Annotated in this window: 19 protein-coding genes; 15 read left to right on the forward strand and 4 right to left on the reverse strand. The window is 52.6% G+C overall.

What is annotated here, in order from left to right; genetic code table 11:
- Positions 1–177 precede the first annotated feature (177 nt).
- From porK to porN, 4 genes are all read left to right on the forward strand, one after another.
- Positions 178–1,197, forward strand: a complete 1,020-nt coding sequence (porK, locus tag G536_RS0119655; RefSeq protein ID WP_022825317.1) for a T9SS ring complex lipoprotein PorK/GldK — start codon at positions 178–180, stop codon at positions 1,195–1,197.
- Between the two features lie 90 nt (positions 1,198–1,287).
- Entirely contained in the window at positions 1,288–2,094 is an 807-nt protein-coding gene (gene porL, locus G536_RS0119660) for a type IX secretion system motor protein PorL/GldL (RefSeq protein ID WP_022825318.1), read from the forward strand.
- A gap of 50 nt (positions 2,095–2,144) precedes the next feature.
- The gene (gene porM, locus G536_RS0119665) at positions 2,145–3,731 is read left to right on the forward strand and encodes a type IX secretion system motor protein PorM/GldM (protein ID WP_026880399.1); all 1,587 of its coding nucleotides are present in this window, start codon (positions 2,145–2,147) and stop codon (positions 3,729–3,731) included.
- A gap of 47 nt (positions 3,732–3,778) precedes the next feature.
- Positions 3,779–4,654, forward strand: coding sequence for a type IX secretion system ring subunit PorN/GldN (gene porN / locus G536_RS0119670; RefSeq protein ID WP_022825320.1), 876 nt, complete (start codon positions 3,779–3,781; stop codon positions 4,652–4,654).
- A 66-nt stretch (positions 4,655–4,720) separates the two neighbouring features.
- Here porN and uvrC read toward each other — a convergent pair whose 3' ends face one another.
- From uvrC to porW, 3 genes are all read right to left on the reverse strand, one after another.
- Entirely contained in the window at positions 4,721–6,535 is a 1,815-nt protein-coding gene (gene uvrC / locus G536_RS0119675) for an excinuclease ABC subunit UvrC (RefSeq protein WP_022825321.1), read from the reverse strand.
- Positions 6,536–6,706: 171 nt separating this feature from the next.
- Positions 6,707–8,962, reverse strand: a complete 2,256-nt coding sequence (locus tag G536_RS0119680) for a penicillin-binding protein 1A (RefSeq protein WP_026880400.1) — start codon at positions 8,960–8,962, stop codon at positions 6,707–6,709.
- A gap of 177 nt (positions 8,963–9,139) precedes the next feature.
- On the reverse strand, positions 9,140–12,223 hold the full coding sequence (gene porW / locus G536_RS28985; RefSeq protein ID WP_022825323.1) for a type IX secretion system periplasmic lipoprotein PorW/SprE: 3,084 nt from the start codon (positions 12,221–12,223) through the stop codon (positions 9,140–9,142).
- A 274-nt stretch (positions 12,224–12,497) separates the two neighbouring features.
- Here porW and G536_RS0119690 point away from each other — a divergent pair, with 274 nt between their 5' ends.
- From G536_RS0119690 to atpG, 8 genes are all read left to right on the forward strand, one after another.
- Entirely contained in the window at positions 12,498–12,722 is a 225-nt protein-coding gene (locus G536_RS0119690; RefSeq protein WP_022825324.1) for an AtpZ/AtpI family protein, read from the forward strand.
- A gap of 134 nt (positions 12,723–12,856) precedes the next feature.
- Positions 12,857–13,264, forward strand: a complete 408-nt coding sequence (locus G536_RS0119695; RefSeq protein WP_157530789.1) for a hypothetical protein — start codon at positions 12,857–12,859, stop codon at positions 13,262–13,264.
- 33 nt (positions 13,265–13,297) lie between these two features.
- A complete protein-coding gene (atpB, locus tag G536_RS0119700) occupies positions 13,298–14,362 on the forward strand; it encodes a F0F1 ATP synthase subunit A (RefSeq protein WP_022825326.1) in 1,065 nt (354 codons plus the stop codon).
- Between the two features lie 48 nt (positions 14,363–14,410).
- Positions 14,411–14,671: an ATP synthase F0 subunit C gene (atpE, locus tag G536_RS0119705; RefSeq protein ID WP_019946527.1), complete on the forward strand. Its 261-nt coding sequence runs from the start codon at positions 14,411–14,413 to the stop codon at positions 14,669–14,671.
- A 166-nt stretch (positions 14,672–14,837) separates the two neighbouring features.
- Entirely contained in the window at positions 14,838–15,335 is a 498-nt protein-coding gene (locus G536_RS0119710) for a F0F1 ATP synthase subunit B (RefSeq protein WP_022825327.1), read from the forward strand.
- A gap of 88 nt (positions 15,336–15,423) precedes the next feature.
- Entirely contained in the window at positions 15,424–15,984 is a 561-nt protein-coding gene (gene atpH / locus G536_RS0119715) for an ATP synthase F1 subunit delta (RefSeq protein ID WP_022825328.1), read from the forward strand.
- Between the two features lie 4 nt (positions 15,985–15,988).
- Positions 15,989–17,572 carry a F0F1 ATP synthase subunit alpha gene (gene atpA, locus G536_RS0119720; protein WP_022825329.1) on the forward strand — a complete coding sequence of 528 codons (1,584 nt, stop codon included), beginning with the start codon at positions 15,989–15,991 and terminating at the stop codon, positions 17,570–17,572.
- A gap of 96 nt (positions 17,573–17,668) precedes the next feature.
- Complete coding sequence (gene atpG / locus G536_RS0119725) at positions 17,669–18,559, forward strand: ATP synthase F1 subunit gamma (RefSeq protein ID WP_022825330.1); 891 nt, start codon at positions 17,669–17,671, stop codon at positions 18,557–18,559.
- A 65-nt stretch (positions 18,560–18,624) separates the two neighbouring features.
- Here the strand turns inward: atpG and G536_RS0119730 are convergent, their stop codons facing one another.
- Entirely contained in the window at positions 18,625–19,350 is a 726-nt protein-coding gene (locus tag G536_RS0119730; RefSeq protein WP_022825331.1) for an HAD family hydrolase, read from the reverse strand.
- Between the two features lie 129 nt (positions 19,351–19,479).
- On the opposite strand from G536_RS0119730, the gene pafA reads away from it, so the two are divergent.
- From pafA to G536_RS0119745, 3 genes are all read left to right on the forward strand, one after another.
- Positions 19,480–21,204, forward strand: coding sequence for an alkaline phosphatase PafA (gene pafA / locus G536_RS0119735; protein ID WP_281170620.1), 1,725 nt, complete (start codon positions 19,480–19,482; stop codon positions 21,202–21,204).
- A 138-nt stretch (positions 21,205–21,342) separates the two neighbouring features.
- Complete coding sequence (locus G536_RS28990) at positions 21,343–21,927, forward strand: inorganic diphosphatase (protein WP_022825333.1); 585 nt, start codon at positions 21,343–21,345, stop codon at positions 21,925–21,927.
- A 112-nt stretch (positions 21,928–22,039) separates the two neighbouring features.
- Positions 22,040–22,726 carry a DUF6766 family protein gene (locus G536_RS0119745; RefSeq protein ID WP_033370548.1) on the forward strand — a complete coding sequence of 229 codons (687 nt, stop codon included), beginning with the start codon at positions 22,040–22,042 and terminating at the stop codon, positions 22,724–22,726.
- Positions 22,727–22,752 lie beyond the last annotated feature (26 nt).

The following is a 22,752-nucleotide window of genomic DNA, read 5'->3' on the forward strand; positions in this document are numbered from 1 at the left end:
AAGCGGGCACTAACTCTTTGCTTTTCATCGTTTAGCTGGCATCTCTGCCAGTTCACAGACAAATGAACGGCATTGAGCGTTTGGCTTGCGCACGAACGTAAGTTTCGTTAGATTTGCCAATCCTAAAAATTGTAATCTTCTGGTATCGCCGCCTCATCAGTCATTTTACTTCCTCACATGAACAAGTTTCTTTCATTGCCTCTCGTCGCCTTTTCGGCACTGCTTCTAGGGAGCTGTGGTTTTGGCAAAGGACCGCAAGGCGACCTGGTTGGGGCAGAGGACCGGCCCGAATTCAATCCACAAGAAGTGCCCTTCGGGATGGTACCCTGCCCCGGTGGTACGTTCCACATGGGCCAGACTGATCAAGATATTTCAGCCTCCATGGTAAACATGAACAAGCAGGTAACCATTGCCGGCTTCTACATGGATGAGACCGAAATTACCAACAACGAATACCGTCAATTCATGAATGCCATCCGGCAGGATTCGATTGATGTGCTGGGCGAAGAGTATGTGATGACGGAGCTCTATCCCGATACTACAGTATGGGTGCGCGACTTTACATATCACATGGGTGACCCACTGATGGAGTACTACTATACGCACCCTGCCTTCGACGACTATCCAGTAGTAGGAGTTGACTGGTTTGCGGCCAAATATTTCTGCAACTGGCGCACCAAACACAAGAACACTGCTAATGAAGAAGCCGGCGTAGCAGGCTTCCCGAACTTCCGGTTGCCTTCTGAAGCTGAATGGGAATATGCCGCCCGTGGTGGCCGCGACCTTGCCACGTATCCTTGGGGTGGACCTTACTTGCGCAACTCTAAAGGTTGCATGTTAGCCAACTTCAAGCCCGGCCGTGGCGACTACGCCTCCGATGGATATGCTTACACTTCACCAGTAGGTGCGTTCTTCCCCAACGACTTCGGCCTGTACGATATGTCGGGTAACGTGGCTGAGTGGTGTGATGATGCCTACATGGAAGCCTCGGTACCCGTGGTATGGGACATGAACCCAACTAACCCTGACGACAACGAGCCTCGCAAAGTAGTGCGTGGCGGTTCCTGGAAAGACATTGCTTACTTCCTCGAAACCGGTACCCGCAACTTTGAATACCAAGATTCTTCTCGTTCCTTCATCGGTTTCCGGACCGCTATGATTCAGATTGGAATGGGCACAAACAGCCGCTTAAACTAACGCTTACCTCTAGTATTATAAAATTCCCTCACCACCCAGTTTTCTTTTTTCCTCCAATCACCAACCTCTTCTTTCTAACAACCAATTCACATGGCAGCTAAAGGCGGTAGTTTTTTGTATGATGTGCTGATGCCCAAAATTTATGGCATCGGGGCCGCAGTAGTAATTATTGGGGCTTTGTTCAAAATTCAGCACTGGAAGGGTGCTGACGTTATGCTAATCGTTGGCCTGGGCACAGAGGCCGTTATCTTCTTCCTGAGTGCATTTCAGCCTGCTGAAAAGGCTACAGACTGGTCACTTGTTTATCCTGAATTGTCCGAAGGCTACGACCCTTCTACTGGCAGCAATAAAGTGGTTGAGCAAAGCAACGGCAAAGGCTTGACCAAGAAGTTGGACGATATGCTGAAAGACGCTAACGTGACTCCAGAGGCCATTTCTTCATTGGGTCAAGGGCTGAACCGTTTGAGTACCACAACTCAGCAGCTTTCTAAGCTTGGTGATGCTACCAACGCTACTGATGAATACACAGCCAAAGTTCGCTCAGCTGCTACTTCGCTAGAGCGTATCAACGAAGCATATTCTAATACTGCTCAAGCAATGAGCGCTATGTCGGATGCTACGAAAGATGCTAAAGAATATCACATCCAAGTTCAAACAGTAACTAAGAACCTTGGTGCCCTGAATGCAGTGTACGAAATGGAATTGCAGGATGCTAATACGCACCTCAAGTCTATGAACCAGTTCTACGGTACGCTGAGCCAAGCCATGCAAAACATGACCGAAGCTGGTAAAGACACCGAGAAGTTCAAAGATGAGGTAGCCGCTCTTACTGGTAACCTCAACTCGTTGAACCGAGTGTATGGCAACATGTTGAACGCCATGCGCGCAACTAGCTAGTCTTACGACAGCAGAAAATCTTCGAGCCCACTATAAATTAGGTAGACGCAATGGCGGGAGGAAAAGAAACCCCACGGCAGAAGATGATCGGCATGATGTACTTGGTACTGACTGCCCTTCTGGCTCTGCAAGTGAACTCAGCAATTTTGCTGAAGTTCAAGTTCCTGGATGATAGCCTTGGTAGTATCAACGACAAGGTTTCTAAATCCAACGATGGCACAATTAAAGGCATTAAGGCCCAAGTTGAAAAGAACCGAAATACGGCTGCAGACTTAGCTGTATTGAAGCAAAGCGAAGATATTCGTGAGCGGACCAAACAGATGATCGAATATCTGCGCGGTGTACGTGACAAACTCGTGACTGCCACAGAAAATACGAAAGGCAAAAACGAGTACAAGAACATGAGTGCCGAAGATAAAGTGGCTATTACCATGCTCGGTGGTAAGAAGGATGGTGCCGCTTATGAAATGAAGAATAAACTCAATGAGTATTCCACTTTCATTAAAGGATTCGTGCCAAATGCTTCCCCATTAGCATTGGACGCAAAAGAGGATCCAATGGTTGTGGATCCAGAGCAGCGGGCTAAGAATTTTGCTGAACTGAACTTCGAGAATACGCCATTGGTAGCTGCTTTGGCTACTTTATCGCAGAAGGAAGCTGAAGTGTTGAAGTATGAGTCAGATGCTTTGGCTGCTCAGTCAGCGAAGGTTGGTGGTAACATCATTGTGTTTGACAAAGTAGGTGCTTTTGCTAGCGCTGAATCAAACACCGTGGCCGCTGGCACAAAGTACAAAGCAGAGTTGTTCTTGACTGCTTCTGCCACTGGCCTTAAGCCAACAATGACCTTGAACGGTTCCCCTTTGGCTGTTGACGCATCAACTGGTAAAGGCAAGGTTGAATTCACGGCTCGTCCTGGCAACTTTGATGCTGCGGGTAATGCTAAAGCTAATTGGACTGGTACCATTCGCTTCAAGCAAAATGGCCGCGACACAACCTTCAAAGTTACTGTGCCTTACACTGTAACTAAGCCCGTAATGCAAGTGCAGTCGGCCTCGGTGCAGGCTTTGTACTTCCGTTGTGGCAATAAACTGAGCGTGCAGGTACCTGCCCTTGGTGCTCAGTATGATCCTAGCTTCTCAGCTTCAGGTGCCGCTACTATTAAAGGTTCGGCCAAGGGTGAGGTAACTCTGGTGCCAAACTCGAAAGAGGTAACCTTGAACGTAAGCAGCGGTGGTAACGCCATCGGTTCGCAGACGTTCCAAGTTCGTCCGATTCCGAAGCCAGAGATTAAATGCATCGTGGGTGGTCGTGAGGCTAACGAAAAGCAGGGTACCCCAATCACTGCTGTACGCAACATGCAACTGCGTGCTGTTCCAGATGCTGGTTTTGCTACGTTCTTGCCAGAAGACGCTCGTTATCGGGTATCTCGCTACGAAATCACGCTGGTACGCGGCAAACGCCCTGCCATGCCAATGATTCCGGTTAACGGCCCAACAGTTGACTTGAGCAGCGTAGTAAACAGCGCCCGTGAAGGTGACCGACTCTTCATTGAAGTAAAACAAGTGCAGCGCATGAACTTCCAGAATAACACCGAGGATGTGAATGTGTCGAAGCAATTCAATATTCCGCTGCTGTAAGCGTTATTCTACTGAACTAACTGCAGCCTCTTTTCGATTATCCCGGTATGAATAAATTCTTTTCTCTCGCCGCTCTGACGGCTGGTCTGATGCTGTCAGGGGCAGCTTCGGCACAGGAACAAGCTACTACGGCGAGCAGCAATGGCTCGTATCGCCCGATTCCGAATTCGGACATCATGTTCCGCAAAACTATTCTGCGGGCAGTTGATTTGCGTGAAAAGCAAAACAAGCCGATGTTCTCGGAAGGCAAAGAAATCAGCCGGGTAATCATTGATGCTGTGAAGCGGGGTGAGTTGATGGCTTACCGCAATGACTCACTAACCAGAACCTTCACACCAGCCGAAGTAACGAGCAACATGTCGTATGCTGAAGCTAGTGCTGGTCTGAGTGATGAGGAAAGAGCGGCAGGCTTCTCCGATGAGTCGGCTGACGATTGGGGAGCCCCTAAACCCAAGAAGGGTAGCAAGCCAGTTGCCAAAAAGCCAGTTGCGCCACCTAGCTACGAATACCGCTATAAGGATTTGTACCAAATGGAATTGAAAGAGGATATGATCTTCGACAAGAAACGGTCGAGAATGTATCACGATATCAAAACTATTGCCTTGGTGGTACCTTCTACACTGAGCTCTAACACTTCAGGTATTGAAAAGCCGATTGCTACGTTCAAGTACAGTGACTTGGTGAAGGTGTTCCGCAATAATCCAGATAAAGCCATCTGGTTTAACTCGCAGAACGATGCTCAGCATAAAAACTTGGCTGATGCATTCGAGTTGTGGTTGTTCAACTCGTACATCGTGAAGGTGTCGAACCCGAATGATGCCCGTCTGGACGAAATCTACGGTGGTCAGCAGCAGGGTATTCTGGCGTCGCAGCAAGCTGCCGCCGACCTTATTGAGTATGAATACAACCTCTGGAGTTTCTAGAGTTACAGCTTGGAAAAAAGAAGGCCTCACCTGCTAACAGGTGAGGCCTTCTTTTTTCCAAGCTAATTATTCCGAGGCAGTTCGCTCTTGTTCAGCAAAATAGTTGATCAATACCTGCGCCTTTGCCTTTCCCACCTCCGTTACTAGTTCAGCTTCGCTCAACTCCTTGATCTTCTTCACCGACTTGAATTTGCTAAGGAGCTTATCGGCGGTGATAGGACCAAGGCCTTTTACATCGGTAAGTTCTGTTTTGAGCGTGGCCGCGTCACGGCGGTTGCGGTGGAAGGTAATGCCGAAGCGGTGTACTTCGTCACGCATGCGCTGAAAAAGCCGTAGTGATTCGCTTTTCTTATCGATGTAAAGGGGCAGCGGGTCGTTGGGAACGTAAATCTCCTCGAGGCGCTTAGCAATGCCAATGACGGCAATCTGGCCCCATAGGTTCAGGTCCTTCAACGCCTTAACAGCCATGCCCAGTTGGCCTTTGCCTCCATCAATAATAATGAGTTGGGGTAAAGAAGCGCCTTCGTCAACTAGGCGGCGGTAGCGCCGCGATACAACTTCATACATGGAATCGAAATCGTTGGGCCCGATTACAGTTTTGATGTGGTAATGGCGGTAATCCTTTTTGCTGGCCTTGGCATTGCGGAAGCATACCATAGCCGCCACCGGATTGTCACCTTGGAAGTTGGAGTTGTCGAAGCACTCAATGTGCTTAGGAAGCTCGGTAAGGCGCAAATCCTTCTTGATGGTTTCCATAATCCGAACCTCATTCAGGTCTTTGCTCCGCTCATTCATGCTCTCCTTCTCCTTGCGCAAGTACAGCACGTTCTTAATGCTCAGTTCCAGTAGCTTGCGCTTGTCGCCAATTTGGGGCTGTGTGATGGTGACACCGGGCAAAGGCAGTGCCGATAAGGCTACGTTGGTTAGGATTTCCTTGGACTGGCTATCAAATTCCTGGCGCATTTGCATCACCATGACCGCCAGAATTTCTTCGTCGGGCTCATCTAGTTTCTTCTGCACTTCCACCGACTGCGTGAGAATAATGGAGCCGTTCATCACCTTCAGATAGTTAATGAAAGACAGTTTCTCATTGGAAGCAATGCTGAAGACATCAATATTGGAGAGGGACGCATTGACGATGGTACTTTTAGCTTGAAAAGCATCCAACCGATCTAGCTTCTGCTTGAATTGGTGGGCTAATTCATACTGTAGCTCCTGCGCCGCTTGCGTCATCTTCTCCCGGAAATATTGCTTCGGGATACTTAGGTTGCCATTCAGAATCTGGCGAATCTGCTGGATGTACTGGTTGTATGTTTCCTCGTCCTGCAGGCCTTCACAAGGGCCTTTGCAGTTGCCTAAGTGATACTCCAAGCAGACCTTGAACTTGCCAGCTGCTATATTCTGCGGCGTGAGATTATACGTGCAGGTCCGTAGTGGATACAGCGCCCGAATGAGCTCTAGCAACACGTTCAGGGAAGACCCATTGGCATAGGGCCCGAAATAGTGGCCGTCGCCGGGGACTTTGTTGCGCGTAGGGATGAGCCGAGGGAACCGCTCGTTGGTTAGTAGCAGATAGGGGTAGGTCTTGCCGTCCTTGAGCAGGATGTTGTACTTGGGCTGGTGCTGCTTGATAAGATTGTTTTCCAGCAGAAAAGCATCTGACTCACTGTCTACAATGGTGAACTCAATGCGCTTGATATTCTTGACAAGCTGCTGCGTTTTTTTGTTGTGGTCTTGCTTGGTGAAGTAACTGCTGACCCGTTTACGCAAGTCTATAGCCTTACCCACGTAGATGATGCCTTCATCATCGAAGTACTTATACACACCAGGGCGGTGTGGCAATTGGCGAATCTGGTCTTGTAGATGGGCTTGGGCGGCCATAGATAATGGGGTTGCGCTGGTAGTTGTGGTACGCTGATTCGAGTGGCTTGTTCGGACGGCGGCGGCAAGAGTGTCTATACGAGTAGTGAGCCTTACCTATTCTCTGTAAACCAGAAATGACCAGCAAAAGTCGCCGGTCATTTCTGGTTTTATAAGCGGTGCAACGAGCGGCTAGATATCCTCGTCGTTCAGATCCTCTAGCTTCGCCTGATTGAGCTTCTGGTCGTAAGGGATGGTGTCGCGCTTGGCGCCATTGTAGTAGCGTGAGCAGTCTATTTCCACGCTTAGCGTATCGGGACGCGGGAAAGGCTTCTTGTCGATATCAATGTTCTTGTCGGCGTACACTTTCTTCATGAAAATGCCGTAAAGCGGCAATGCCATGCGGGAACCTTGGCCATAGGCACCAGAGCGAAAATGGATGCTTCGGTCTTCGCCGCCCACCCACATGCCGCAAACCAAGTTGGGCGTAAGGCCCATAAACCAGCCGTCGGAGTAGTTGTTGGTGGTACCGGTTTTTGCTCCCATTTCGTACGGAAATTTGAAGCCGCCTTTCAAAATGATGCTGGTGCCGCCCTGTTCTTCAGTTGCGCCTCGCAGCATATAGGTCATCAGATAGGCAGTTTCCTCACTAAGCGGGGTGCGGGTGCGAGGTACAAATTCGCGCAGCACGTTCTGGTTTTTGTCTTCGATGCGCGTCACCATGATGGGCTGGGTCCAGACGCCTTTGTTGACGAACGTGCTATAAGCCCCGGTTAACTCGTAGATGCTGACATCGGAAGAGCCAAATCCAATAGCGGGTACGGGGTCAATGGGCGACGTGATGCCCATATTCTTGGCATATTCAGCAATTACATCAGGGCCTATTTTCTGTACCAGCCACGCCGTAATGGAGTTCATGGAGCGGGCTAGTGCCTGTCGTAGCGTGAAGGTGCGGCCCGAATAAGAGCCCTCGAAGTTGCGGGGGGTGTAGGCTGGGCGGCCGCGCTCCGCTGGGAAGGTGGTAGCCACATCGGGCCGCTGATAGCACGGTGAGAAACCCTGGTCGATGGCAGCAACGTACACAAACGGCTTGAAAGTAGAGCCCGGTTGACGTTTGCCCTGCTTTACGTGGTCGTACTTAATGTACTTGTAATTAATGCCACCTACCCAGGCTTTTATCTGGCCGTTCAAAGGATTCATGGCCATGAAACCGGAGTGTAGCAGCCTCTTGTAGTATGCCAACGAGTCCATTGGCGACATATTGACTTCCTTCTCGCCGCCGTTCCAAGTAAAGACCTTCATCTTGTACTTCTTGTTCAGATAGTACTTGATGGAGTCTTTGTTGCCATCGTAGCGGGTATTTAGTGACTGATACCGAGCCGTTCGCTTGATGGAATTGCTCAGGAAGTTCGGAATTATACGGCCGTTTTCGTCGCGCCACGGCTGCTGGCCTTTCCACTGCTGGTCGAACCACTTCTGTTGCAGCTTCATGTGCTCGGCCACGGCGGCCTCCGCATACTTCTGCATTCGAGAGTCGATAGTCGTGTAAATCTTTAGGCCGTCGGCATAGAGGTCGTGTTCGGTTTCCTTGGCCCACTCGCGTAGTTCCTTGCTAAGTTCGGTGCGGAAATACGGCGCAATGCCCTCGTTCTGGTTTTCCACCTTGTAGTCGAGCTTGATGGGCTTGGCTACAGCGGCCGTGTATGTGGCCTCCGGAATGTAATTGTTCTTGCGCATTTGGCTCAGTACCCAGTCGCGGCGGCGCTTAGAGCGCTCCGGGTTGCGCACAGGGTTGAACCACGAAGGGCCGTTTACCAAGCCCACCAGTAGTGCTGATTCTTCCAGCTTCAGGTCGCGCGGATGCTTGTTGAAAAAGGTCTTCGCCGCCACGTTGATACCGAAGGCGTTCGAGCCAAATTCGGCGGTATTGAGGTACATGCGCAAAATTTCACGCTTGGTGTAGTTGCGCTCCAGCCGCACGGCCAAAATCCATTCCTTGGTTTTGGTAACCACCATGCGTAAGCCCGGCACGTCGTTCAGTTTGCCATCGTTAAGGTCTTCCCGGGTTCGGAACAGCATTTTGGCTAGCTGCTGGCTGAGGGTGGAGCCGCCGCCGCTTTTGCCGCCACCTACCAAGCCTTTTACCACGCGGGCCATGGCCTTAGGGTCGATGCCGGAATGCTGCTCGAAACGGGCATCCTCGGTGGCAATCAGGGCATCAATAGTGGTTTGGGCCAGCTCTTCGTAGCTGACCGGCGTGCGGTTTTCGCGGAAGTACTTGCCCATCAGCACGCCGTCGGCTGAGTATACTTCCGAGGCCAGTTCACTGCGCGGACTCTCCAACGACTTTAGGTTAGGCATCTGCCCGAACAGGTTCAGAAAGTTGACGCTGACTGCCAGAACGTACAGCAGAAAGGCAATGAATCCACCGCCAAACAGCACCCACATAGTGCGCGTGAAAGCAGTGAAACGGCCGGGCCGCTGCGGTTTACGGGAAATGGTTTTGGACTTGGTGGCAGGTTGAGCCATTATGTAACGCTGAATGATGAATTATGAATGCTGACCTATGGCTTGCACTGAGCCAGAACGCAGAACAACTCACAAGCCAAAACTCACAACTCAGAATTATTTAGGGTATTTCTGCTGATAAAAACGCTGGTATTCCTCTACGTCGCGGCGTTGGAGCAATAGTGGTAGATTATCAATACCAACAACCAGTGTTTGGTAACCCGCCCCCCGCAATTTGCTCAAGGGCGACTGAGGACCGCGCAATTTCAGAGCGTAACCCTGGGCTATTTTGGCGCTGGCCAAGCCCTGTATCACTACCAACTCCAACGAATCGCTGAGGGGCTGTTGCTGCACCTGCAAGTTGCTGGCCTTGAAGAACCGACTATTGTAAGTGCCTAGCTGAGTTGGTAGACCCTGTAAAGGCGCGGCTGCTTTCGGGAACACTAAAATCACTGCGTGCGCACCTGCCGGGTTGAGCGAAGCGGCATATGGCGATGCCGGAACGGCAGGAGCAGTTGGAGCGGGAGAGGCCGGGGTAGGAACGGAAGGCGTAGTTGCTGGCGGTGTGGTGGCCGCTGGGGTAGGAGTGGTAACTGGAGCGGTGGTTGCCGGAGACGCAGCAACCGGAGCAGGAGTTATCGGCGCTGACTTTGCTGGCTTTTTGCCTCTGGCACGAGCCTGGGCTGCTGCCATGCGAGCAGCTTTCACGGGGTCTATGGCCGGGGCAGTGGGAGTAGCCGGTACTGCTGATGAGTCGGCTGGTGTAGTAGGGCTAGGTGTTTTGTCAGCGGGCTGCTTACCTGCTTCCAATACCGGAGCAGGTTCCTTAACTGCGGGGGCCGAAGTGGGAGTAGGCGTTGCTTTAGGAGCAGTAGCGGGCGTATCATAAATGATGCGTACCCGGTTGTTGACCTCGCCAGGGCGGAATATCGATACGGTTGGTTTCTCCGTGGAAGCCAGTGCCCCCTGGATTTCACCAGTGCCGTATTTCTGATAAGAGGTCAGTAGCGTACGGGCCTGTGCGCTAAGAGGCGACTGGGGGTAGTCCTTCAGAAACTTCTCCACCGCCGCTTTAGCCACCAGTGGCGTCTGGGTGCGAGTGTCAAGCAGAGCGTTCAAGAAAGCAACTCGGTCGTTGAGGTCATTTTCCGGAAACTTCTTGGATGTAGTAGTCAACAGCGCCGCGGCTTTCTTGAAGTCCTGGTTTTTATACAGTACGAAAGCCGAATCCACCTGAATGGCTACTTCCTTGTTCACCAACGATGTGCGCCGCAAATACTCGGGGTCGGCGGCCAGCCGGGCGTATGCTGAAGTCGGAAATTCCTGCCGCAGCTTCTGAGCGTAGATTTCGGCTTTGGCCAGCTCTTTCTGCTCCTTATAAATAAGGTAGAGGCTGTAATAGGTTTCCGGCGAGTGAGTGGTACGGGGGAAACGGGTAAGCAGCTTCTCGTAGGTTTGGGCGGCTGGCACCTGCTCCCGCAACTGCTGGTTGTAGATACCACCCAGCGCGAATAATGCCTCTTCCACCTGCTTTTCCGACGCTGCCATCTGCGCATTGGTAAGCGGCAGCGCCTGCCGATACTGTGCCACCAAGGCCTTGCGCTGCGTGGCAGGGTCTGCGTCGGCAGCTGCCTGGCCTAGGCCATCGGTAGCGCCGGCCGTTACCTTGCTTTGATTGGCTCCCGCAATGCTCACCGGCACGTTGCCACCATTAGGCGAAACGGGCGAGGAGCTGACCACCGTTACGGTGCGCCAGTTGTCTTGTAGTGGCCGGTCGCCCCATTTACGGATGAAGTCAGCGCGGGCCGTACTCATAGCCGTGGGGTTGTCGAAGTACCACTTGGTACCCGTGCTGCCCGCCACAAAGTCCTCGGTGTTGATATCGGTTTGCAAGTCCCGGGAACTGCTCACGCCGGTTGCGGTCTGCCGGTTGTTATCGCGCTCCTGCTTCAGGGCTAGGGCCTCGGCAGCTTTGCGCTTGGTTTCCAATTCGGCATCGGCAAAGGCTGTGAGGCGGGTGCGTAGCTCCACAGTATCGAGGCGAGCCAATACTTGCAGGCTGTCCTGCGTTTCAATGATGGTCGTTTGCTGGGCGAAGTCTTTTAGAATACCCGCCCGCTCCGAAATAGCCTCATAATCTGGAGCTTCCTTGGCTAAGCTCTGCACTGTGCTGTCGTAGTAAGCAGCCGCCAACCGGTACTTCTGCAAGTTCTCGTAGTAGATGCGTCCCGCCAGCAAATACGTGTACGACTTCTGGGCCTTGTTGCTGCCGCCCGCCCGCGCCGATTGCCGGAGCAAGGCTAGCGCTTCGTCGTAGCGCTGCTGCCGGTAGTTGAGCCGCGCCATTTCGTAGTAGATTTTGTCGCGGTACTCTTTGTTCTTGGTGTCTTTCAGCAGTTTGGCGAAGTACTTGTCGAGCCGGGCTTTGTCGTCCTGGTTCAGGTCGGATACTTGGCCTAGCATCAGCTTCGAGAAGAAGTCTAGCTCATAAGGTGGGTTCTTTTTGAGAATCTTGTTGAGCTCAGCGTAAGCCTTCTTATCCTCGCCCTGCGCCTGGTACAGCTGCGCCAGAATGTAGCGCGTGCGCGACTGTTCGTTTTTGGGTTCTACCAGCGGCACGGCTTTTTCTAAGTTCTCAATGGCCTTAGCTGGCTCGCCTGTTTTCAGATAGAAGTCGGCCCGAGTGAGAAACAGCTCTTTGGCATTTCTTTCCAATCCTTCTTCCTTATCCAGTACATCCGACACGGCCTTGGCGTTTTCCAACTCTTTGGTGGCCAGAAACGTGCGCATCAGCCAAATCAGCGCCTCGTGCTTGGCGTTTGGGTCTTTGCTGGTGCTGTTAACGTACTTGAAGGTTTTGGCCGCGTCTTCGTACTCCATCTTGTAGAAGCGGCTCTTCCCAATCAGGATGTAGGCGTCATCGGTCCAGTCAGAGGCCGACCGGTACTGAATCGGTAATGACGCTTTTTTCACCACGTCTTCCAGGTCGGTAGCCACAGTAGCCACGGTGGCTTCATCCAGTGTCGGAAACAGGGGCAGCGTGCGGTTGTAGTCGTTTTGCCGCGCCGCGTACAGCTTATCTTCCACCGTCCGGAGTTTCTCCCGCCCCAAGAAATATCCATTATCGCGGGCTACCACATTGTCGTAGGCGTGGCCAAGAGTGCTTTGGCGCTCTGAAGCGCAGCCTCCTAGGCCAGCCATAAGCAGTAGTGCAAATGCCGGAACAGCAAACAGGCGAAAAGTCGGATATCGAGTCAAGGCAGGAACAGGTCGGAAGTACAGATTTATCAGCTACGCCAACGCGCGCAACCGAGGAAATTGTTCAGGCGGCGGGCCGTTGCGTATAAGGTACAACGTCATTCGGTCAGTAAAATTACGCTTTTTCTCAGCCCTGCCGGCGCATTACTTGTCCTGCCGTCACCTGCGCGCGGTAGCGGCGTATGAGGCCTGTATTGCTCACCCTGTTTCACTAGGTATGTCTGCTACTCCTACCCCCGACTCACCGCGCCCACGCGGTAACAATTTCATTAAGTATTCCGGCCTGGGGCTTCAAATGCTGGCTGTTATTGGGCTAGGTACTTGGCTAGGCGTGTGGCTTGATGGCCGTTTCGGCAGCAGCCCTTGGGGTACTATCGTGTTGATGCTGGTATCCGTGTTTGCGGCCATGTATCAAGTTATCCGGTCAGTGTCGAACGAATAGCAACTGCAGTATAGTCGAAGGATAATAAACGAAATGATATTGCGCCAAAGGATATTTCTATTCTTTTGCTTACTACCTTTGTGCCCCTTTTTAAGGGTGTTTTAATTTATTAAGCTTTTCTCTACGTATTCGATTTGCTTCGCTTCCTTGGCTATTTGCTGCTGCTAACGCTGCTACTTTACGGTACGCTGTATCTGCTGCATGCCCGCTATGGTACGGCTGTTGTGCACCCGCTAGCCCCTTATGTGCTGGGGTATTATGCTGCGCTTACGACGGCTACCTATTGGTTTACAGCTCGGCTCGTGCGTGCTAACCCGGATAATTTCATGGTAGCCTACTTCGGCTCCATGCTAATGCGTTTACTTCTTTCCGCCGGGCTTGTCGTGCTTTACCTTTATACTGGCGGCGCTCATGAAGGCAAGGGTAGATATGCTTTCCTTGGGGTATTCTTCGTCGGCTATTTTCTCTACTCCGGGTTTGAAGTCTGGAGCGTTCTGAGTAACTTGCGCCCGTTTTCAAAACCGGGTGAAATCACAAAATGAATTTTTCGTGAACCTCACCTTAAGCCACTCTGAATGAAGCGCTTACTGATAGCACTTTTCTGTATTCTCTCGCTTCCCGTTTTCGCCAACGAGCCTACTGCTACTACGGCCGAAGCCACCGACTCGGAGGCTTTCAGCCCCGGTGAGATGATTCTGCACCACATTGGCGACTCACACGAGTGGCACTGGTTCTCCACTGACCGCGACGACCACTATACTACTTACCTGCCTATTATTGCTTACCGTTCTGGTAAAGGTTTGTCGGTTTTCTCTTCGCGCAACTTGGCTGAGGGCAAGGAATACGACGGTTTGAAACTGGAGCATGAGCATCTGGAAGCCGAAGACGGTAGCAAGGTATACGATTTTTCGATTACCAAAAACGTTGCTTCACTCATGTTGAGTGCTTTGCTGCTGGTAGTGGTCTTCACGACAGTTGCAAGAGGTTACGCTAAACGTGGCACAGGTGCCCCAAAGGGTATTCAGTCCTTCTTCGAGCCCATCATTGTATTTGTGCGCGACGAGGTGGCCAAGAAGTCTATTGGGCCAAAGTATAAGCGGTATATGCCGTATTTGCTCACGGTATTCTTTTTTATCTGGTTCAACAACCTCTTAGGTCTGCTTCCAGGTGGTGCTAACCTCACCGGCAATATTGCAGTGACCCTAACGCTGGCATTGTTAACGCTGCTCATTACCCTGTTCAGCTCTAATAAGAACTATTGGCACCACATTTTCGCTACGCCCGGCGTGCCAAAGGCCCTGTTGCCTATTATGATTCCGGTGGAACTCATTGGCATCCTTGTGAAGCCTTTCTCGCTGATGGTGCGTTTGTTTGCCAACATCACAGCAGGTCACATTGTAATTCTGAGCTTTGTCTCGCTCATTTTTATCTTCCGCAACGTTGGCGTTGCACCGGTTACGCTGGCTTTCGGCTTGTTCATCAACATGCTTGAACTCTTGGTAGCCATCTTGCAGGCATACATTTTCACGCTACTCACAGCCATGTACATTGGTGGAGCAGTGGAAGAGCACCACGATGCCGACTACCAGATGGGTGGCGGCGAAGGTGCCGACAATGCTCACGCCAACCACGCACACTAAGCTTTTTAACTCTCTTTTTCGTTTTTCACTTCCCCAAAACTCTGTTTTATGCTTCTTTCTCTGTTGTTGCAGGCCATTACTAATTCTGCTGGTCTAGCCGTATTCGGTGCTGCTATAGGTGCTGGTCTGGTTGCTCTAGGTGCTGGTCTGGGCATTGGCCGTATTGGTGGTCAGGCTATGGAAGCCATCGGCCGTCAGCCAGAAGCTTCAGGCAAAATCCAAACTGCTATGCTGATTGTAGCAGCTCTGATTGAAGGTCTAGCACTGTTTGCAGTAGTTGTGTGCTTGCTGATTTCCTTTAATCTCTAAGAATAGAGGTAGTATATAAGCAGCCCGCTGCGCGCGTCGCTTCGGCGCACGGCGTGGCGGGCTGTCTTGGCTTTTCTGGTATTAATAACTAGGGTGGCTTATGATAGGACGTCTATCATCTAACCATACTTAACAATACCTTTTTTTCACTACCGACTACTTTCTTATGCCTCCATTAGTAACCCCCGAGTTTGGCCTGATTTTCTGGCAATTGGTGATTTTCGGCATTGTGCTGCTCTTGTTGCGCAAATTCGCTTGGAAACCTATCCTAAGCGCCCTGAATGAGCGGGAAGACTCCATCGAAAACGCCCTGCGTATGGCCAGCCAGGCCAAACTAGAGATGCAGGCTCTCCAGGCTGGCAATGAAAAGTTGTTGGCTGAAGCCCGTTTGGAGCGCGACCGTATTCTGAAAGAAGCAACCGACGTTTCCAATAAGCTGATCGAGCAGGCGAAGAATAAAGCAACCGAAGAAGGTGGCCGCATGATCAACCAAGCTCGCGAAGCTATTCAGAACGAGAAAAACGCGGCTTTGGCTGAAGTGAAAAATACGGCTGCCCAGTTGTCTATCGATATTGCTGAGCGCATCCTGCGCCGCGAACTAGTCGATACGGCTTCTCAAAAGGAGCTTGTCAACTCGTACTTAAAAGAAGTAAAGCTCAACTAAGAAGTTAGGAGCTAGAAGCTAGAAGCGTAGAAACCCATAAGGTATCTGGCTCCGGGCTCCTGACTCCTAGCTTCTAACTCCTACTACAATGTCTGAAATACGAGTTGCCTCCCGTTACGCCAAGTCCTTGCTTGATCTGGCCGAGGAGCAGGGTACGCTGGAACAAGTGAAAGCCGATATGGACTTATTCAGCAAGACGCTGACTGAGAACCGTGACTTGCGCCTGTTGCTGCGTAACCCTATCGTCAAGCACGACAAAAAGCTAGCTATTCTGCGCGCCGTGTTCGGTGGCAAAGTGTCGCTTCTCACTGAGAAGTTCTTCACTATTATCACCGAAAAAAACCGCGAAAGCGCGCTGGAGTTTATTGGCTCCGAGTTTCTGATTCAGTACAATGCCCTACGTGGCGTACAGGTGGCTGAAGTCACGACGGCCACACCGCTGAGCACCTACCTGCGTGCTGAACTAGAGCAAATGGTGCGTCAGCAAACCGGCCTGCAACAAGTTACTCTCACCGAGAAAGTAGATGAGTCGCTCATCGGTGGCTTCGTGCTACGCATCGGCGATAAGCTGATTGATGACTCGGTGAGCTTCCGGTTGCGCAAGCTGCGCAACCAATTCTCGAAGAACCCCTACCAACCTTTAGTATAAGATCATGGCAGAAGTACGTCCGGATGAAGTATCCGCCATTCTGCGGCAGCAGTTATCCAACTTCAAAACCGAAGCCGAACTCGAAGAGGTTGGTACGGTATTGCAGGTTGGCGACGGCGTAGCCCGCATCTATGGCTTGGGCAAAGCCCAGTCGGGGGAATTGCTTGAATTTGAAAATGGCCTTCAGGCCCTAGTGCTCAACCTCGAAGAAGACAATGTAGGCGCCGTAATGCTCGGCGACTACTCTGAAATCAAGGAAGGCGCTACGGTGCGCCGCACCAATAAAATTGCCTCTATTCAGGTGGGCGAAGGCATCGTGGGTCGCGTGGTAAACACGCTGGGTCAGCCCATTGATGGCCGTGGTCCTATCCAAGGCGAAACGTTTGATATGCCATTGGAGCGTAAGGCGCCAGGCGTAATCTACCGTCAGCCGGTAACTGAGCCCATGCAGACGGGTATTAAGGCTATTGATGCCATGATTCCGATTGGCCGTGGCCAGCGGGAACTCATCATCGGTGACCGTCAGACGGGTAAGTCGGCAGTTGCTATTGATACTATCCTCAATCAGCGCGAGTTCTTCGACCGAGGTGAGCCAGTTTTCTGCATCTACGTTGCTGTAGGTCAAAAAGCCTCGACGGTGGCCCAAGTGGTAAACTCCCTGACCAAAGGTGGCGCCATGGACTACACGGTAGTGGTTTCGGCTTCGGCTGCTGACCCAGCTCCGATGCAGTTCTTTGCTCCCTTCACGGGCGCTGCTATCGGTGAGTTCTTCCGCGATACGGGCCGTCCGGCTCTGGTTGTGTATGATGATTTGAGTAAGCAAGCAGTAGCATACCGTGAGGTGTCGTTGCTGTTGCGTCGTCCTCCGGGGCGTGAGGCTTATCCCGGTGACGTATTCTACCTGCACAGCCGCTTGCTGGAGCGCGCCGCGAAAATCAACGCTTCCGACGTTATTGCTCGCGACATGAACGACCTGCCCGACAGCATCAAGCACCTTGTGAAAGGTGGTGGTTCGCTGACGGCTCTGCCGCTCATCGAAACCCAGGCTGGTGACGTATCGGCGTATATCCCAACCAACGTAATTTCGATTACGGATGGTCAGATCTTCCTCGAAACCAACTTGTTCAACTCGGGTATCCGTCCGGCTATCAACGTAGGTATTTCGGTATCCCGTGTGGGTGGTAACGCCCAGATCAAGTCGATGAAGAAAGTGGCTGGTACACTGAAGCTGGACCAAGCACAGTTCCGTGAACTGGAAGCCTTTGCCAAATTCGGTTCCGACCTTGATGCTTCGACCAAGCTCACGATTGAGCGTGGCCGCCGCAACCTGGAAATCCTGAAGCAGCCGCAGTTCTCGCCGCAGAAAGTGGAAGATCAGGTAGCTGTTATCTACGCTGCTACCAACGGTCTGCTCGACCAGGTGCCGGTGAACCGCGTGCGTGACTTCGAAAAGGAGTTCACCCAGACCATGCAGACCCGTCACCCAGAGGCGTTGCAAGGCCTGAAAGCTGGCAAACTCGACGACACCATTATCGGTGCTATCCGTCAGGTTGCCAAAGACCTATCGGCCCAGTACGCTTCGAAGTAATTAGTTGATTGTTGGTTGTTGATTGTTGGAGGTTTGGCTAAGTAGCTGAACCTCCAACAATCAACAATCAGCAACTAACAATCAACAATAAACTAAATGGCTAGCTTAAAAGAAGTCCGCAACCGCATCGTATCCGTGCAAAGCACGCAGCAAATCACCAAAGCCATGAAGATGGTAGCGGCGGCCAAGCTGCGGCGGGCACAGGACAACATTCTGCGGATGCGCCCCTACGCGCAGCGGCTCAACAGCATCCTCACTAACCTTACGAGCCAAACCGATGGCGAGGTGGTAAGCGAGTATGCAGTGCAGCGGGAAGTACGCCAGGTGCTAATTATTGCCGTTACGTCGGACCGTGGTTTGGCTGGCGCTTTCAATAGCAACGTCTTCAAAGGCGTAAACGCCCTGATTCGGGAGCGGTATGCTGCACAAGCCGCCGCTGGCAACGTGACGATGATGGCCATCGGCAAGAAGGCACACGACTACTTCGGGAAGCGTGGGCCGCTGCTGGGCAACTACACTCATGTGTTCGGTAAGCTCTCGTTTGACACGGTACGCACGGCGGCTGAAGAAGCCATGTTGGGCTTCCGGGAAGGCCGCTTTGATGAGGTGGTGATGGTGTACAACGAGTTTCGCAACGTAGCCACTCAAATCATCCGTACCGAGCAGTTACTGCCGCTGGTACCCGCCGAGCCAACTGCCGACGCTGCCAAGACGATGAACGTGGATTACATCTTCGAGCCCTCGAAAGAGGAAATTGTGCAGACGTTGATTCCGCAGTCGTTGAAGGTGCAACTCTACAAGGCAGTGCTGGAAAGCAACGCTTCGGAGCACGGCGCCCGCATGACGGCCATGGACAAAGCCACCGAAAACGCTGGCGAGCTGTTGAAGTCGTTGAAACTAACCTACAACCGCACACGTCAGGCGGCTATTACCACCGAGATTCTCGAAATCGTAGGTGGTGCCGAAGCTTTGGCTGCTAGTCGGTAAGAAGTACGCTTACCCGAGTAAAAGGCCCGCTTCTTTTCGGAAGCGGGCCTTTTTTATGTGGGTGTCTACAACTGCATATACTGCCGCTTAGCCAATTCTTTGCTAGGCTTGGGCGTTTCGGGGTGTTGTTCTAACAATTCCATAATCCGCGCCGGCGTGAGGCTAGTGAAGTCTTTTACTACGGCTAGCGGCGCCTGAAATTTGTCGGGCTTGATAGACGTGCTGAGGGCTAGGCAGCGCATACCAGCTTTGTAGGCGGCTTGCTCGCCCATTAAGGCATCCTCGAACACCAGGCACCTTTCGGGCGGTACTCCTAGCTTCTGGGCCGTAAGGGTGTAGGTGTCAGCGTGGGGCTTACCGTTGTCCACATCATCCTTGCCGACGATGACGTCGAAATACTGCCGAATATTTAGGTGGTCGATAAGGTAGCTGATAGTTTCGTTGATGGAGCCGGTGCCGAGGCCGATTTTGAAGCCGGCGGCGCGGGCCGCTTCCAGAAACGCCGTGAGACCCGCCACTTCCCGGCGCTTGTCCCAGTAAAGTGTGCGGTACAGGAATTCGCGCTGAGTGGCGTATTCTTCCAGCTCTTTCTTGGGCACGTCGTGGGTGAATACTGTTTTCAGAATGGCGGTGGCAGGCATGCCATTTAGGCGTTCCAGCAGGCGGCGGGCATTGGTAGTGAGGCCTAAGTCACGGAACAACAGCTGGAAGGCGCGGGCCTGGTAGGCAGTGTTATCAACGAGGACGCCATCCATGTCGAAGATGAGGGCGTAGGCAGGAGTATCGGGCATAAGCAGAAAGGGGCGGCCCGGAATGTGAACCGCGTGTTACTTCTTTACGCGCACAACCCGGATTTTGCTGCTGTGGCGCTTGATCCTGACCTGATGGCCTATCTTTGCCGCCTCGTACCTAAGGGGCCTTTGCCCTTACTATTCGATTTGAAAAAGAGCCTGAGTTTTCTGCTGGCCGCTGCCTTGGCCGGTCCTGCCTTTGCGCAAAAACAAAAGCCCCTGCCGCGTCCTAAACTAGTAGTAGGCATTGTGGTAGACCAGATGCGCTACGACTACCTCTACCGCTATTGGAGCAAATACGGTAACGGCGGCTTCAAACGGCTGCTAGGGGAGGGGTTTAACTATTCCAACACCCACTACAACTACGTTCCCACCTACACCGGACCGGGCCACGCCAGCATCTACACCGGCACTACGCCCTCGGTACACGGTATTGTAGGCAACAACTGGCTGGTACGCGAAGAAGGCAAGGGCACCTATGTAACCGAAGATAAAACCGTGCAAGCCGTGGGCGGTACGGCAGCGGCTGGCCAGCAAAGCCCACGCCACATGCTCACCAGCACCATTACGGATGAGCTGCGGCTGGCTACCAACTTTCAGAGCAAGGTAATTGGGGTGTGCATCAAAGACCGGGGCTCGATTCTGCCAGCCGGGCACGCCGCCAACGCCGCCTATTGGTACGACGGTACCAACGGGGCCTTCATCAGCAGCACGTTCTACCAGAACAGCCTGCCCGAGTGGGTGACTAAGTTCAACGCCGAGAACCGCGCCGCGCAGTACCTCGATAAGCCTTGGACCACGCTGCTGCCCATTGCGCAGTACACCGAAAGCACCGCCGATGATGTGCCATGGGAGGGAGCCTTCAAGGGTGAAGCCAAGCCGGTATTTCCGCACGATTTGCCTATCCTTAGCGCTGGTACCAGCCCGGCCGTAACGCCCAGCCAGCCCACCGGTGCCGAGAAGGTGCCGGCTGCCGTCCGTAACCTCGACCTGATTCGGAGTACGCCCTTTGGCAACTCACTCACTGCCGATTTTGCGCTGGAAACCATCCGGGCCGAGCAGTTGGGGCAGCGCGGTCAAACCGACTTCTTGGCTCTCAGCTTCAGCAGCACCGACTATGTGGGGCACCAGTTTGGGGTGAATGCCATTGAAACCGAAGACACCTACCTGCGCCTCGACCAGGACCTGGCCCGCGTGCTCGACTACCTCGATAAGACCGTAGGGAAGGGGCAGGCACTGGTATTCCTGAGTGCCGACCACGGCGCGGCCCATTCGCCCGACTTTTTGCGCAGCCAGCGGATTCCGGCCGGTTCGGTGGGGCCACGCCTCATGCGCGACTCGTTGCAGCAGGAATTGGTGCGCCGCCACGGGGCCGGCAAGTGGGTGCTGAGCTATGAAAATCAGCAAGTGTACCTCAACCGCCCGCTTATTGCCGAGAAAAAACTGACCCTGCGCGCTATGCAGGACGAGGTGGCTGATATTCTGATTGGCTTTGCGGGCGTTACGCGCGCCATCACCGCCGACGATTTGCAGAAGTCGCACTGGGAAAGCGGCATGCTGATGTACCTGGAAAACGGCTATTTCCCGAAGCGCAGCGGCGACGTGATGGTGGTACTGGAGCCCGGCTGGCTGGAATCGTATCAGTACCCGATAAATAAGGGCACCACCCACGGCTCATCCGGCAACTACGACACACATATTCCGTTGGTATTTTGGGGCTGGCACGTGAAGCAGGGTCGCTCGGTAGCCCCGGCACGTATTGTGGATATTGCCCCTACGCTGGCGCAATGGCTGAATATTCAGGAGCCCGATGGCTGCACTGGCTTGCCGCTGCCGGAGGTGCTAGGCAAATAAAAGCGCAGGGAATGGAATAGATTTTGGTTATTTTAAAGGATAGTTGCATTTTGCACGACTGTTCTTTTTAAAAGAACGTTTATTCCTGAAATCAGGATAAATTTAGACTTCAGTAACTAGTAACCGAAACATACCTCAATGGCTCATTTTAACCCGTGGCATGATGTGGAGCGTGGCAACAACGCCCCTCAAACCGTAAACGGCATCATTGAAATTCCGAAAGGCTCGAAAGCCAAGTATGAGCTAGATAAAGAAAGCGGCCTGCTCAAGTTGGACCGCGTGCTATTCTCGGCCGTGCATTATCCGGCCGCTTACGGCTTCATCCCCAAAACCTACTGCGACGACAACGACCCGCTCGACATTCTGGTGCTGTGCTCGGTTGACATCGTACCGATGTGCTTGGTGGAAGCCAAGGTAATTGGCGTGATGCAGATGATTGATGGCGACGAGGAAGACGACAAAATCATTGCCGTAGCCGCCCACGACATTTCGGTGAATCACTTCAACGATATTTCCGACCTGCCGCCGCACACCCTCAACGAGATGCAACGCTTCTTCGAGGACTACAAAGCCCTAGAGCACAAGCACGTAACGGTAGAGCGTTTCATGGGCCGCGAGGATGCATACCGCATCATTGATGACAGCATCAAGCTCTACAACGAGACTTTTCCGAACGGTGCCAGCTCGGAAACTGTAGAGAAAACCAGCGGCGTTGAGTTGTAAGCTCTAGCGCAAGTGAAGCCAAGGCCCTTCCTAAACTCACGTTTGGGAAGGGCCTTGCTGTTGGTAGTGACCATTGAATTGACTTTTTAGTGAGTTCAACGTACTTCTTTGCATGCCTACTAAGCCGTCGTCCTCTCCCGTCATTCGGTTTTTGTATGAAAACAGCCTGTTGCTGGTCGTAACGCTGCTGATGCTAGGTACGCTGGTGGGCCAGACCCTAACCGGCTGGCACGACTACAACAGTGAATTGGAGCAGATGAAGCTGCTACCGTTCACGCTGAAGCAGTACCTAGGCTCGGGGCACTTTCTGGAGGCCACGTTCGAGAACTGGGAAAGTGAGTTCTTACAGATGGGGCTGTATGTGCTACTCACCATCTGGCTGCGGCAAAAAGGCTCATCGGAATCTAAAAAGCTGTACGAGGAAGAGGAGGTAGACAAGGAGCCTGACCCCACTAAGCCCGATGTACCAGGCCCCGTGAAGCGTGGTGGCTGGCAGTTGGCGCTTTATAAGAATTCCCTCACGCTGGCGTTTTTTGCCTTGTTCTTTGTGTCCTTCTGGCTACACGCGAAAGGCGGGGCCGAGGTGTATAGCATTGAGCAGCAGCAGGAAGGCAAGTCTGTTGTTACAACGCTGGAGTATGTGAGCACGGCGCGGTTCTGGTTCGAGTCGTTTCAGAATTGGCAAAGCGAATTCCTGAGTATCATAGCCATTGTGGGCCTGTCTATCTACCTGCGGCAGCAAGGCTCCCCTCAGTCCAAGCCCGTTGATGCCAGTTACAGTGAAACCGGCGAGAATTGATTGTTATTTGATTCTGGGCTGTCAAT

Origin of the sequence: Hymenobacter norwichensis DSM 15439 (genome assembly GCF_000420705.1) — a bacterium.
GTDB lineage: Bacteria > Bacteroidota > Bacteroidia > Cytophagales > Hymenobacteraceae > Hymenobacter > Hymenobacter norwichensis.

Excerpts from the sequence above, each read along its gene's own strand:
- porK (WP_022825317.1), top strand. The coding sequence starts at position 178 with ATGAACAAGTTTCTTTCATTGCCTCTCGTCGCCTTTTCGGCACTGCTT.
- porL (WP_022825318.1), top strand. The coding sequence starts at position 1,288 with ATGGCAGCTAAAGGCGGTAGTTTTTTGTATGATGTGCTGATGCCCAAA.
- porM (WP_026880399.1), top strand. The coding sequence starts at position 2,145 with ATGGCGGGAGGAAAAGAAACCCCACGGCAGAAGATGATCGGCATGATG.
- porN (WP_022825320.1), top strand. The coding sequence starts at position 3,779 with ATGAATAAATTCTTTTCTCTCGCCGCTCTGACGGCTGGTCTGATGCTG.
- uvrC (WP_022825321.1), bottom strand. The coding sequence starts at position 6,535 with ATGGCCGCCCAAGCCCATCTACAAGACCAGATTCGCCAATTGCCACAC.
- G536_RS0119680 (WP_026880400.1), bottom strand. The coding sequence starts at position 8,962 with ATGTGGGTGCTGTTTGGCGGTGGATTCATTGCCTTTCTGCTGTACGTT.
- porW (WP_022825323.1), bottom strand. The coding sequence starts at position 12,223 with ATGGCTGGCCTAGGAGGCTGCGCTTCAGAGCGCCAAAGCACTCTTGGC.
- G536_RS0119690 (WP_022825324.1), top strand. The coding sequence starts at position 12,498 with ATGTCTGCTACTCCTACCCCCGACTCACCGCGCCCACGCGGTAACAAT.
- atpB (WP_022825326.1), top strand. The coding sequence starts at position 13,298 with ATGAAGCGCTTACTGATAGCACTTTTCTGTATTCTCTCGCTTCCCGTT.
- atpE (WP_019946527.1), top strand. The coding sequence starts at position 14,411 with ATGCTTCTTTCTCTGTTGTTGCAGGCCATTACTAATTCTGCTGGTCTA.
- G536_RS0119710 (WP_022825327.1), top strand. The coding sequence starts at position 14,838 with ATGCCTCCATTAGTAACCCCCGAGTTTGGCCTGATTTTCTGGCAATTG.
- atpH (WP_022825328.1), top strand. The coding sequence starts at position 15,424 with ATGTCTGAAATACGAGTTGCCTCCCGTTACGCCAAGTCCTTGCTTGAT.
- atpA (WP_022825329.1), top strand. The coding sequence starts at position 15,989 with ATGGCAGAAGTACGTCCGGATGAAGTATCCGCCATTCTGCGGCAGCAG.
- atpG (WP_022825330.1), top strand. The coding sequence starts at position 17,669 with ATGGCTAGCTTAAAAGAAGTCCGCAACCGCATCGTATCCGTGCAAAGC.
- G536_RS0119730 (WP_022825331.1), bottom strand. The coding sequence starts at position 19,350 with ATGCCCGATACTCCTGCCTACGCCCTCATCTTCGACATGGATGGCGTC.
- G536_RS28990 (WP_022825333.1), top strand. The coding sequence starts at position 21,343 with ATGGCTCATTTTAACCCGTGGCATGATGTGGAGCGTGGCAACAACGCC.
- G536_RS0119745 (WP_033370548.1), top strand. The coding sequence starts at position 22,040 with ATGCCTACTAAGCCGTCGTCCTCTCCCGTCATTCGGTTTTTGTATGAA.